Origin of the sequence: Oricola sp. (assembly GCF_965230365.1) — a bacterium.
Lineage (GTDB): Bacteria > Pseudomonadota > Alphaproteobacteria > Rhizobiales > Rhizobiaceae > Oricola.
In genome coordinates, this window is the sequence record NZ_OZ246003.1 from 1,526,887 (window position 1) to 1,539,661 (window position 12,775).

At 62.4% G+C, this 12,775-nt stretch carries 7 protein-coding genes and 1 other RNA gene; 2 read left to right on the top strand and 6 right to left on the bottom strand.

The features are described 5' to 3' along the window. Positions 1-10: 10 nt before the first annotated feature. A complete protein-coding gene (locus tag ACO06R_RS07365; RefSeq protein ID WP_421857918.1) occupies positions 11-3,745 on the bottom strand; it encodes a response regulator in 3,735 nt (1,244 codons plus the stop codon). Positions 3,746-3,852: 107 nt separating this feature from the next. Further along, positions 3,853-5,490 carry a chloride channel protein gene (locus ACO06R_RS07370; RefSeq protein WP_421857921.1) on the bottom strand — a complete coding sequence of 546 codons (1,638 nt, stop codon included), beginning with the start codon at positions 5,488-5,490 and terminating at the stop codon, positions 3,853-3,855. 206 nt (positions 5,491-5,696) lie between these two features. Between ACO06R_RS07370 and ACO06R_RS07375 the strand changes: the two genes are divergently transcribed. Next, positions 5,697-9,347 carry an AsmA family protein gene (locus ACO06R_RS07375; RefSeq protein ID WP_421857924.1) on the top strand — a complete coding sequence of 1,217 codons (3,651 nt, stop codon included), beginning with the start codon at positions 5,697-5,699 and terminating at the stop codon, positions 9,345-9,347. A gap of 4 nt (positions 9,348-9,351) precedes the next feature. On the opposite strand, the gene ACO06R_RS07380 is transcribed toward ACO06R_RS07375, so the two are convergent. The 3 genes from ACO06R_RS07380 to ssrA all read right to left on the bottom strand — a co-directional run bounded on the left by ACO06R_RS07380 (position 9,352) and on the right by ssrA (position 10,663). Then, on the bottom strand, positions 9,352-9,585 hold the full coding sequence (locus ACO06R_RS07380; protein WP_421857927.1) for a ribbon-helix-helix domain-containing protein: 234 nt from the start codon (positions 9,583-9,585) through the stop codon (positions 9,352-9,354). 18 nt (positions 9,586-9,603) lie between these two features. Beyond that, positions 9,604-10,173 (bottom strand): SspB family protein, encoded by a 570-nt coding sequence (locus ACO06R_RS07385; RefSeq protein ID WP_421857929.1) that lies wholly within the window; start codon positions 10,171-10,173, stop codon positions 9,604-9,606. Between the two features lie 133 nt (positions 10,174-10,306). After that, positions 10,307-10,663: a transfer-messenger RNA gene (gene ssrA / locus ACO06R_RS07390) on the bottom strand. A gap of 107 nt (positions 10,664-10,770) precedes the next feature. Here ssrA and ACO06R_RS07395 point away from each other — a divergent pair. After that, on the top strand, positions 10,771-11,082 hold the full coding sequence (locus ACO06R_RS07395; RefSeq protein ID WP_421857932.1) for a DUF2853 family protein: 312 nt from the start codon (positions 10,771-10,773) through the stop codon (positions 11,080-11,082). A 175-nt stretch (positions 11,083-11,257) separates the two neighbouring features. Here ACO06R_RS07395 and ACO06R_RS07400 read toward each other — a convergent pair whose 3' ends face one another. Beyond that, positions 11,258-12,613, bottom strand: coding sequence for a WecB/TagA/CpsF family glycosyltransferase (locus ACO06R_RS07400; protein WP_421857935.1), 1,356 nt, complete (start codon positions 12,611-12,613; stop codon positions 11,258-11,260). Positions 12,614-12,775 lie beyond the last annotated feature (162 nt).

Sequence of the window (12,775 nt, forward strand, 5' to 3'; positions counted from 1 at the left end):
AGACGGTCGATCAGGCCGAAATGCGCTTGTGTTCGCCCTTGCCGATGATGCTCTCGATTTTGTCGATCAGCACATGCGGGCTGATCGGCTTCGACATGCAGTCGTCCATCCCTGCTTCAAGGCATTTTTCGCGGTCGTCGCCGTGCGCGTGGGCAGTGACGCCGATGATTGGCGTGTGCGATCCGGTTTCCGCGTCGCGGGCGCGGACTTCGGCGGTCGCCTCCAGACCGTTCATTTCGGGCATGGCGATGTCCATGAGGATCAGACGCGGGTTTTTGCGTGCGTTGACCTCCACGGCCTGACGGCCATCGCTGGCGATCTCGAACCGGTAACCGGAGCCGAGCAGGATCTGCGAGAAAACCAGCTGATTGACGCTGTTGTCCTCGGCAACGAGCACGTCGATGGCGTGTTCGCGGGCGCTTTCGTCATCGCGGTATTGCCGGGCGGAGGGCGCGATTTCCGCTATGCGCGCCACTGGCGTTTCCGGCGCATGAACACCGGCGGCTGCCGCTTCGGCGGGCGGCTCCTCCTTCCCGGAACTGTCACGCGGTTCGCCGATTACCTTTGCAACCGCTTCGTGCAGCCGGGCGCATCGCAATGGTTTGGGGAGTACGGCGTCGATGCAGAGATTGCCGATTTCGTTTGCCGGGATATCGGCGCCTAGAGGCGACAGGAGCACCAGCGGCAAGCCGGCCATCCGGGTGTCGGCGCGGATCGCCGCAGCCACATCCATCCCGCTCATGCCGGGCATTTCTAAATCGATGATCACGCCGGCGAATGGCTGGCCCTCCTCTGCCGCGGCACGCAGTCCGCTCAAACCGGCCGCTCCGGACTCGTAGCCGGTGCATTCGATGCCGTGCGCAGAAAGCTGGACGACTTGCATCGCGCGACTGGCCTGGTTGTCGTCAATGAGACAGATTTTTGTGCCCAGGGGGATTGGCGGCAGGCCCCTGACGGAAATGGCATTCTCGGCGGGCGGCAGCGTGATGGTGAACCAGAATGCGGAGCCCTCGCCAACGGTGCTTTGGACACACAGGTCACCACCCATCAGCTTGATGATGGAAGACGATATGGCAAGGCCCAGCCCGGTGCCATCATGACGGCTCGTGGTCGAGGAATCGACCTGCACGAACTTCTCGAAAATCTTGTCGAGTTCGCCGTTCGGAATGCCGACGCCGGTGTCGGACACCTTGAACGTCAGTTCCGTTTCCTCGCCGCTCTGCTGGACCTCGACCTCGATCAGCACATGGCCGAACTCGGTGAACTTGACGGCATTGCCGACGAGATTGGACATCACGCGGCGCAGAAGGTCGTCGTCGCCGACATAGCGCTCGCCAATCGCCGGGTCGATATCGACGACTATCTCGATATCTTTCTGCCGGGCACGGGCGCCCAGCACCTCGGCGACCTCATAGACCAGTTCGCGCAGCTCGAACGGTCTGACTTGCAGCTTCATCTGGTTGGCGTCGATCTTGGAGAAGTCGAGGACATCATTGATGATCTGCAGGAGCGCGTTACCCGACTTGACGATGATATCGGCAAAGGTGCGCTGGCGGGAATCCAGGTCGGTGGCACTGAGCAATTCCGCCATGCCGAGCACGCCATTCATCGGCGTCCGGATTTCGTGGCTCATCTTGGCCAGGAATTCCGATTTTGCACGGTCGGCTGCTTCCGCCTTGCGGCGCGCATCGCGCAGGGCGTCCTCGCGCTCGCGGAAGTCGGTGATGTCTTCGACATGGATGATCATATAGTCTTTGCCATCGGCGAGCCGGTGGCGCGACTTGATTGAGTTGGCTTCGAACTCTGTCCCGTCGGCCCGCGTGACGACATGTTCGTGCATGAAGGTTGTGCCGGTCCGCATCACATCGGCCTCGAAGCGCGTTACCTGCTCGATCTGGCCGGGTGCATAGACTTCCGCGGCGGTCTTGCCGAGAATGGTTTGGCCCGGGTATCCGTTGATCGCCTCGAACGCTTTGTTGATGACGACGATGTGGCCGTCCTGGTCCTTGGCCATGACCGGGCTTGAGAATTCGTCGAGGATACTCTGCGCCAACTCCGCATGCGCGCGTGCCTCGATGGCTTCCCGTTCGCGTTCCTTCATGTCCGTGATGTCGGTGCTGACGCCGACAATATAGACCGAGCCGTCGGAGCCGGTTGCCTTGCTCTTGCGGGCCATCCGGTAGCGGATCGACCCGTCCGGCATCTCGTCCGTTCTCTCGACCTGCTTGACCTTGTCGGATTCGAGAACCTCGCGGTCGTCATCCAGGAAACGGCGCTCAACCTGCTTGCCGAAGGTCCTGATGTCGGTTTTTCCCTTCGCATCCGCAAAGGAAACGCCGGAAAACTGGGACCAGGCCGAATTGGCATAGACCAGTTTCTGGTCCGCCGACCGGACAGAGATAGCCGCCGGAACCGCTTCGATGACATTGCGGAAGAGCTCGTTTTCCTTGACGCGGACCGCCAGTTCCTCCTGCTTGTTCTTCAGGTCGGATATGTCCATCGACACTCGCAGCGTTACTCCGTTGGAAAGCCGGCGATTGAACGTCCGGAACCACTTTCCGGCGCTGGGGCTGCGGGTTACGTCGAAATCTGGATCGCGGCACTCCTCGACCTTGCGGGCGATCCACTCCTGCGGATTCTCGTCATAGAGCGCATCGAGATCGTGACCGCCCAGATTGCGCCAAAGACCTTGTGAATGCGCGTGCCTGATCACTTCATGCAGCTTTGAACCCGGCCGCAAGACCGGGGACATTTCCGGCTGGCGCTCCCAGTTCTGGCGGTTGGTCATCAAAAACCGGTCATCCTTGTCGAAAACCGTGATGGACAAGGGAATATTGTCGACGATCGATTGCAAGAGCTTGCGGGATTCCTCGACTTCCGACTTGGCCTGCTTCAGTTCGTGCGTGCGTTGCTTTCTTTTCGTTACATCGCTGACGACGATGATGAGCATGCCGCTTTCAAGGCGGTTGATCTCAAAAGCGCACCAGCGCCCGTCCGACAACTGTTCGACGATGTAACCGGATTCGCTCAGTCGCTCGAGATAGGCATCGACCGCCCGCTCGATGACCGCCTCCGGCTGGTTGACGATCTTCCGGTCATGCACGAAGAAGCCGGATTTGACACCGGAGTACAGAAAGTCGCGAAGCGCGATTCCCGGGCGAGTGGTGTCGGCATATGCCGGGAATACTGTCTTCAGCGCGTCATTGAAAAAGATCAGGATATCGTCCGGATCGAAGACCAGAATGGCTGAGCTGATAGCGTTGAGCCCGGCGTCCAGAAGGGCGCTCAGCCGCGAACGTTCGGCGTTGGCATCGTCGAGCTGGCGCGCCATGCGCACCATGTCGCTGCTCTCGCGCGCGCTGCCCCGATAGCCAAGGAACTCGCCATTTTCGTCGTAGCGGGGATAACCGCTGGTCGTCAGCCACATCTTGTTTTGGGCGGGCGTCCGGACCGCCATCAGGAAATCCCGGTAGGGCTGCCGGTTCTCGAACTGGCGGAAATGCTCTTCCAGATGGGGGCTGTCGCAGGCGATCTCACGCAGAACGTCCAGGCGCGAGCGGCCGATCAGATCGGCGGGCTGCAGGCCCGTGATGCTGTAGCCGACCTCTGAATACGCGGTAAACCGGTGTTCTGCGTCGGTCTCCCATGTCCAATCGACATGGCAAGCGACGAATTGGCGATAATCGTCGAGTGTCGCGGTTTCTGGGAGGCCGGCCGGCGGCCTTTGGTGCGCAGTCTTCTTCATGTTGTTCCGGATCGCCGCCAGAACCCGATGTCCGTCGGCTAGCCTCAGGCTAGCCAGTCATAGTAAACTCGCGGTTAATCAAACCATTGAATAATAAGGATTTTCGGCTATCTATGTTCCTCTACGGAAGCTTCGATCAAAGACTTGTTGAAGTAGCGCAGCGCGCGAACTTGTGTCGCCCAGCCGATTATTTTTGCTGAGTCGTTCACGTCGACGACTGGCAATCTACTGTGGCCGCCGGTATCGAAGATGCGCAAGGCGTGCTCCAGAGTATCGCCGGGCTTGAGGGCTGGAGTGTCCAGATTCGGGTCTAGAGTTTGCGGTTCCGACCCGTCTTCGGGCAGGTCCATGAAGTCCATCACGCTGCGTGACCGGGTCAGGCTGCGGTGAGGCCCCTCGTGGATCGACAGACCGCGCATCTTCAACTGCCAATGGAAATAGGAATGGCCGTGAATGGCCTGGTTGATGCCGTAGGCGATGGCCACGGTCAGCAGCAGCGCGATCGAAAGCGTGTAGCCGCCGGTCAGTTCGAACACGATAACGGTGGTCGAGATTGGCGCGCCGATGACCGCTCCGGCGACCGCGCCCATGCCGAGTATGGCGTATAGCCCGCCACTTGACGCCATGTCGGGAAATACCGAGCCGGCGATCAGGCCGAACGCGCCGCCGGCCATAGCCCCCAGATAAAGCGACGGCGCGACAATGCCGCCGCCGAAACGCGAGGCGAGCGTGATCGCCGTGGCCAGCGATTTGGCGGCGATCAGGGCGAGCATCATCGCCAGGGGCAGCTGGTTCCACAGCGCCATGTCGGTCGCCTCATAGCCGACGCCCAGGACATGCGGGAACGCGAGCGCGATCAGGCCAAGCAAGAAGCCGCCGATGACCGGGCGCAACACCAACGGCAGGGTAACCCGGCGGGCCGTGTAATCGGCGGCGAAAAGTGTGAACTGGAAGCAGATCGCCACGATTGCCGAAACGACGCCGAGCAGCGCGAAGGCGGGGAACTCCCAGTAGGAAGTGATCTGATAGTCTGGAATGAAGAACACCGTGGCCTCGTCGAACCAGAGCCGCGACAGCACGGTTCCGGCGGTCGAAGCAATGACGATCGGCACGAAGGAGCGGAATGCATAATGCTGGAGGATGACCTCATGGGCGAACAGAACACCGGCAATCGGTGCGTTGAACGATGCCGAAACGGCGCTGGCGACGCCGGCGGCAAGCAGCGTGCGCACGCACCATTCCGGCAGCTTGCGGCGGTGACCCACCACCGAGGCAAGTGTTGCGCCCAAATGCACCACCGGTCCTTCGCGGCCGGCGCTGGCGCCGAAGCCAAGCGAAATGACCGTCGTGATCGCCGACAGGATACCATCACGGAAATCGAGCGGCCGGCCGGCATGGACCTTCGCCTCGATGACATCGGCGACGCCGCCGGTTCGTTTGGCGCTTAGCTGGGTCAGCAGCAGGCCGACAAGCAAGCCACCGAAGGTCGGCCCGATAATCAGCCAGTACCAAGACGCGTTGCGGGCCGAGGTCAGGACGTTTTCTGTACGGGTATCCAACCACAGCAACTGGACGAGGCCGATTGCCTCGCGAAAGGCGATCGCGGCGATGCCGACCGCGACGCCGATGATCAGCGACAAACCCCAGATCTTCGGCTGACCGGTGATCAGGAACGTCTTGATATTGGGCCTGATCCAGCTGGCGACAATGGCCGGGATGTGCCTGATTTTCTCTGTAATCGCCATCCGACGCTTCGGCCCGGGCATGAGTGGTTTGTTTTTTCACACACCTTACGCCTCGCTTGGCGCGGGACAACCCCGGCTTGACGATTCCCGCATCGCAAATGCGTGACATCTGCTATGGTGATTCACAGGCCTTGATATCGGCGCAATGCGCGGCAATTCACGAGCGGAACCGTGAAGATGGAATATACAGGCGGCCTGACGCGCGAATGCGCGGCAACCGTTGCGGGGAGCAGACGCTGACACGCATTCTTGTATTCGTGGGCGGCTTGATCGCGCTGGCGCTGGTGACGGCGCTGGTCGCGCCTTACTTCATCAACTGGAGTGACTATCGGGCGGACTTCGAGCGGGAAGCGAGCCGCATTCTGGGCAAGCCGGTGATCGTGGCGGGAAGCGCCAGTGCTCGGCTGATCCCGTTTCCTTCGCTGACATTCGAGGATGTGTATGTTGGCGATCCCGATGCGCCGCTGGTGACCGCGGGACGGTTTTCACTCGATGCCGAATTGTCGCCGTTCCTGCGCGGCGAGATCCTGATTTTCGACATGCGGCTGGAGAAGCCGGAAATCCGGCTGCGTCTCGACGACAACGGACTGCCCGATTGGCCGCTGGGCGAAGGCGGTCCCGTCGATCCAGAGCGTGTCGTGCTGGAAAGCGCCCGTATTACGGACGGACGCATCGAGATCGTCGACGAGACGACGGCGCGGGTATGGACGCTGACCGGTTTCAACGCAACGGTTTCGGCACAAAGCCTGCTCGGTCCAATCCGGCTCGATGGCGAGGCATTGTTTGGACGCAACCCGGTTTCTTTCCGTGTCGCCACTGGCGCCTTGAGCGGTGCAGGTTTTCCGCTGCGCACCGCGCTCGACTTACCGCGTCAGGGCGTCGAAGTCGTCATGGACGGGGTGATTGCCGAGCCCGGCGCAGACCGACCCTATCCCTATGCCGGGACATTCACGACGCTCAACCGTCAGCCGGATGGCCCGCGCTACAAGGTGGAAGGCGAGTTCGCCGCTTCGCCGCGGGCGCTGAGCGTTCCGGTTTACCGCGCCGAGTTCGGATCGCCATCCGATCCTTACGTCGTTTCCGGCGATGTTGAGTTGGGTGGTGGCGCGGCACCAAAATACGCACTGACGGTGCGTGGAACCCAGGTGACGCTGCCCGCCGACAACGGCGCTGCGAATGCGCGGGCGGGTGGACCGCGCAGCGCCGTCGACCGTTTGACCGCCATGCAGGCCGTGCTTGCCGCCATTCCGCTGCCGCCGATCCCGGGAAGCATCGATGTCGAGCTTCCGGCGATCATCGCCGGCGACGCGGCAGTGCGCGATATCCGGTTGAAGGCCTCGCCCGACGAGGCGGCCGGCGGCGACGGCCGCGGTTGGCGGATCACCGATCTTTCCGCGCAGTTGCCCGGGCGTACGGAAATCAAGGCCGCGGGCATCGCGCGGCTCCCTTCGGGCGACGAAGACGCCGGGGCGGGCGATGGTTTCGCCTTTGACGGCGATATCCTGTTGGCGTCGCGGCAGCCGTCGGGCTTCGCGACCTGGCTGACTGGGTCTGCCGATGAGGCAATCCGACAGCTTGACAATGCGGGTTTCGCGGCGCGGGTTTCCCTGCGTGGCGAGCGCCAGGTGATCGACGATATCGAGGTCATTGCCGACGAGGCGCGCCTGCATGGCAGGGTAGAGCGCGAGTCCGATCCGACGCGGCGCAGTACGCTCGACATCGTGCTGATCGGCCGGGAGACCGATTACCGGACATTGCAGGCCATGTCGGCGGTGTTTGTCGGCGATGACGGGGCGCAGCGTTTCGCCGATCACAATCTCGATCTGGAGGTCGATCTGGTACAACCCGATTTCGACGGGATCCGGCCGGAGCGGCTGAACGCCTCGCTGCGTGCCCGGCCCGAAGGGATCGAGATCGACAGTTTTTCGGTCAGCGGCCTTTTCGGAGCATCGCTGTCGGCCACGGCAAGCCTGTCGCAAGGCAGCGAGGAACGGGTCGCGGAAATCAATACCACGGTGGTTGCCCCCGACGGCGCCGAGCTCATTTTGGGCTTGCGCACCAGGTATCCGGATAACGCGGTGCTGAAATCTTTCGGAACGATCGCGGCGCGCAGTCCGTCTGCGTTTGCCGAAACCCGGCTTGATGTGGTCGGAACCGCGCGGTTGGCCAGCGGCTTGGCCGGCGAAGCCAGTCTCAGCGTTTCGGGCAGGAGCGCGAACACCAACATCTCGGTGACGACGACCGCAAATGGAGCGCTGACGGATAGCGAGAAGGCCTATGTCTTCGTCAACGGCTCGTTCGACAATCACGTGGCGGAGACTTTGCTGGCCCAAGCAGGCGTGTCGGGTCTGCCAACCGACGGACTGGGTCCGCTGACTGTTGAGGTGACCGCGAATGGCAGCCTGTTCGACGGAATGAGATCGAACCTGTCGGCAGAGGGCGACGACATGTATGCCGTGCTGGACGGGGTGATGACCGCCGACATGCTGTCGACCGGCTTTACCGGTACGGCAGCGATCGAGGCGCGCGATATCGAGCCCTGGATGATGGCCTTCGGCTACGGCCTGCCGGGCATGGGACTGGGCACGGAGACCGATTTCGCCGCCGCCGTTTCCTACCGGCGCGGCAAGGCGGTGCTGCGCGACATCAGCGCGATCCTCGACGGCAACGGCGTGAGCGGCGACGTTTCGGTTTCGCTGGAAGGTGGCGACCCGCTGGTGCGTGGCGATCTTGCCTTCGACTTCCTGCAAGCGGGGCGCTTTTACGGTGTGCTGACCGGCGACCCTTCGGTCGGAGCAGATCTGGTCAGTCCGGATCCGGAGGCGCCGGCCCGCTTGTTTGGCGATCCACTGCTTGCCGGCTATGACATCGAGGTCGGCCTGACGGCGAAGGAAGTCGCGCTGCCGGCAGGCGAGGAGCCGCTGACAGCGTTTTCAACCGCATTTACCTACAAGAACAATGCAATGGCCTTCAGCGACATGGCTGGCCAATACGCTGGCGGGTCGATCAGCGGCTCGGCCGAGTTGCAGAGCAGCGCCGGCGCGCTGCTCGTCAATGCGCAACTGGAAGCCGAAGACGCGCAGTCGATCCGCATTCTGCCGGTGACAGGCGCGGTCGCCGAAGGCGAGGCCGATCTTCGTCTGCAACTGAGCGGCAGTGGGCGCAGCACCGAAGCATTGTTGAACACTTTAAGCGGTTCGGGTGTCCTGTCGCTGAATCGCCTGACAGTCGCCGGTTTGCGGACGGACGGATTTGAAGCGATGGTCGAGGGTGCCGATGCGATCGGCTACGAGATCACGCCGGCGCAGATCGAGGCGCTGGCCGAGGCTGCGTTCATGGGCGGCGAGGCGGAGTTTGCTGCCGCCGACTATCCGATCACCATGGCAAGCGGCGAGATGCGGGTCACCAATGCAACCGCCGCCGTTGGACGGCTGTCCGCGGCTACTGATCTGGCGGTCGACCTGCTGACCGGGTCAATCACCGGCGATACCCGCCTGACATACGACGCCGGCGCCGAAGCGGTGGCCGGTCCGCAGCCGGAGGTCTCGCTAACCTTTGCCACCAATGCGGCGGGGGCGACCGGCATGACCGCCGATTACTCGGCCGTCACGGGGTACCTGACGCAGCGCGCGCTGGAACGCGAACAAAGGCGTGTCGAGGCGTTGCAGGCGCGGCTTCTGGAGAAGCAGCGGCTACGGCGCGAGGTGCGCTATTTCCGAGCCTTGCGCGCCGCACGCGAAGCCGAGCGCGAGCAGGCGCCGGCGGATGGCGTGGACGGAGCCGCCGAGGAAGAGCAACAGGCTGCCGGAACGGAGGTGCGCCCGCTTGGCGGTGGCGAGGGGCCAGTGCGGCAATAGCGGTTCATTCCCGTAGGTGGCCGGTCAGCCTTCCCGCCAGGGCTTCCTCGAGCACGAATATCCGCAACGCCGAGGACAGGTTCGAATCGGCGGGCTTGGCTTCATCGATCACGGCGATCAGCGCGGCCAGCGACAGGCCGCGGCGCTCGGCCGTCCGGCGCAAGCCGTCGAAAAAGGCATCCTCGACCGAGAAGCTGGTGCGATGGCCGGAGATGGTCACCGAATGTTTGCGCACCACCACAGGCGAGCGCTCCGCCTATTTGTTTTTCCGGAAAGAATCGAGCGAGACGACGTCGGCGCCGCCGGCCGGCTTGTCTTCGTCTTCGGGCTCCGCGTCATCGGCTTCGGCGGCCTTGGCGGCGCTCTTGCCGGCATCCTTGCGGCGTGATTTCGGCTTGGCGGCGGTTTCCTCCGGCTCGTCGGCCGGCGCGTCCGCCTCCTGGCCCTCGGGCTCATCGGCCAGTTCAGCGCTTTCGACATCGAACTCGAGCTCGAAATTGACCGAGGGATCGTAAAATCCGCGAACCGCCGAATAGGGCACATGCAGTTTTTCGGGCACGTCGGAGAACGACAGACCGACATCGAACGCGGTGTCGGAGACCTCAAGATCCCAGAACTGGTGCTGCAGAACGATCGTCATTTGCTCGGGATACTGTTCGCGCATCCGGTTGGAGACTTTCACCCCGGGCGCGTTGGTCACGAAGGTTATGAAGAAATGGTGGTTGCCGGGCAAGCCGGTGCGGGCGACTTCGGACAAGACCTTGCGGATCACGCCGCGCAGCGCATTCTGCACCAGAATGTCGTAGCGGATCATGTCTTCGGTCATCGTCTTCCAGTTCGCGCCGGGCGTCCTTCCATCTTCAGGGGAAGATGTGCGTCTTTCCGCTAATCAGGTCAAGGGCTTTGCGCCGGCGATTGGTGGCGCGATTGCGGCGAAAATACTGGCCGGAAACAGGAGAAGTGGAGGCTTCTGTTGCCAGGTGCCTCCGAACCCCGCCTAGCAGAGCATACCCGCTAGGAGTTTCAGTGAAGCTGTCGCACCGCCATTAGGCAGCGAGACGTGCCTCTGCATAGTTGTCGTTTGCAACTACTAAAGTGACCCGATAACGGCGGAATCATGCCGGACAAAAGAACGATCTTTACACCCTCGTCGATCCTGTTTCGCCCCCGTCACAAGCGGTTCGCGCAAACCGTTTGTGGTGGAGGCGCCGGGTACCGCCCCCGGGTCCGAATGGTTTATTGCATCGCCAGTTTATTGTCATAGCCGGTTGCCCGGCACCCCTTATATAGTTGCTTTCAAAGGAGAACACAAAGGGTTCGGCTTGACTTTGCGGACGGTCCACACAACATGGCCGGTACGTGCCGGGTCGGGCCAACGCGCACCGGATCCGGTCTAGTCCGCAAGCGAGGGAAGGACCGACGGATGAGCGAATATCTCGATGACGTGAAGCGATACGACCCGAACGCCGATGCGGCGATCGTCGAGAAGATCGTCAAGCATCTCGGCATCGCATTGCGCAGCCGCGACTCCTCGCTGGTGTCATGTTCCGATCCGAGCGAATTGGCGCGAGTGCGCGAAAAGTGGTGCGAGAAGAAACTTGGCAACACAAATGCCGATGCGGGCGACGAGATCATCGCCAGGGTTTGCGCGGAAATGGGCGGCGACCGGAACAAGAACCGCGTCACCTTCTACTATCTCGTCGCCAAACACATGGGCAAGCTTACCGATCTTTGATGCGGCTGACGCAAAACCGCCCCTGCGTAACGCTCATATATTCCGTAAGGTCAGTATCGCAATCGCTTGAAATGGCGGAGGAATGCGGCCCCGGCTAAACCCGCTTCCAGTGATGCAAACAAAGCACCCGCCGGTCGGCAAACCGGCGGGTGCTGATCGTTCATGCCTTCGCGGCTCAGTATGCACCGCGACCGGTCAGGACCGCGCGGGCCGTCAGCATCATGATCATGATGTCGAGGACGACCGATTTCGACCGTGCGTAGGCCAGGTCCATGTCGATCATCTTCTCGAAGCCGATCTCTGCGCGGCCGGCAACTTGCCAGACACCGGTCAAACCCGGTTTGCAGGACAGGCGACCCAGGGCGCGCGGCGGGAACGCCTCGACCTCGGACGGGATCGACGGGCGCGGACCGACAATGCTCATGTCGCCGGTAAGCACGTTGAACAGCTGCGGCAGTTCGTCCAGCGAGTAGCGGCGCAGGAATCTGCCTATCGGCGTGATCCGCGGGTCGTTGCGCGCCTTGAAGCACACGCCTTTGCGGTCGCTCAGCTTCAGCACTGCCTGGCGGCGTTCCTCGGCATCGATGTACATGCTGCGAAACTTGTAGAGGTGGAACGGTTTGCCGTCCTTGCCGACGCGGACCTGCTTGAAGAATGCCGGACCGGGCGAGGTGATGCGCACGGCCACCGTCAGGCCCGCAAACAGCGGGGCAAGCGCGATCAGCGCGGATGAGGTTACGGCAAGATCGAGCAGGCGGTCAGCCGTCATGCCGGTTTCGCGCTTCTCGCGCTTTGCACGCTTCTTGAACGCGTCCTTGGCGGCGCGCCAGACGAAGACCGGATTACCGATCAGGTAGCGGCGCGCCATGCGTCTCGGCTCGACCGCCAAGCGGAATGTCCACTCCAGACCGGTGTGACGCAAGAGTGCCGGAGCGCGCGGAACCCGCCCGGACCAGAAGTCGAATTGGGCGCCGACTCCCATGACGAGGTGTGCGGCAATACGCTGCCGGTTGCGGGCGATCCACACGTCCTGGCGCGGCACGCCGAGGGCGACCAACACGATATCGGCGCCGGAGCGGTTGATCTCGGCAATCACCTCTCCGGTCTCGTCGTCGTTAAAGTAGCCGTGGCGCGTACCGGCGATACGCAGGCCCGGTGCGAGTTCGCATGCCTTGTCGGCGGCGGCAGCGGCGACGCCGTCACGGCTGCCAAGCAGGAAAACCGAAAGGCCCTTCTCCGCCGCCTTGCGGCACAACGGTACGAAAAGGTCGGTTCCATTCAGATTGGCCGCCATGCGGAAGCCGCGCAGCTTCGCAGCGAGGGCGATGCCGGATCCGTCGGGCAGAATGTGGTCGGCGCGTTCGAGCGCCCAGCGGTAATCCGCCGAGCGGGTGGTTTCGTTGATGCAGTGGGCGTTGACAAATGCCGCGGTCTTCGGACGCGAGCCGTCCAGCAGCGTTTCGACAGCCTGGTCGAGATTGGTGTTCATCAGGTTCAGCGAAAAGAGTTCGCGGGTTTCAACGGCAGTCATTTCGGCCTCCAGTTCAGGTGTTGGCCAAGAATGTCCGGTTGAAGGCGCCCGGTCTCACGGGCCTGAGCATAGTTGTCCCGGCAATAGCGTTGCCGCCGTGTGCGCGGGGACATGGCTATATATACGAATGGATAGGAAAGCTGTTCTTAATGGAATGTACAC

Bases quoted from the DNA above. Each gene is read 5' to 3' on its own strand.
- ACO06R_RS07375 (WP_421857924.1), top strand. From the start codon at position 5,697: ATGCGCGGCAACCGTTGCGGGGAGCAGACGCTGACACGCATTCTTGTA.
- ACO06R_RS07385 (WP_421857929.1), bottom strand. From the start codon at position 10,173: ATGACCGAAGACATGATCCGCTACGACATTCTGGTGCAGAATGCGCTG.
- ACO06R_RS07400 (WP_421857935.1), bottom strand. From the start codon at position 12,613: ATGACTGCCGTTGAAACCCGCGAACTCTTTTCGCTGAACCTGATGAAC.
- ACO06R_RS07365 (WP_421857918.1), bottom strand. From the start codon at position 3,745: ATGAAGAAGACTGCGCACCAAAGGCCGCCGGCCGGCCTCCCAGAAACC.
- ACO06R_RS07370 (WP_421857921.1), bottom strand. From the start codon at position 5,490: ATGGCGATTACAGAGAAAATCAGGCACATCCCGGCCATTGTCGCCAGC.
- ACO06R_RS07395 (WP_421857932.1), top strand. From the start codon at position 10,771: ATGAGCGAATATCTCGATGACGTGAAGCGATACGACCCGAACGCCGAT.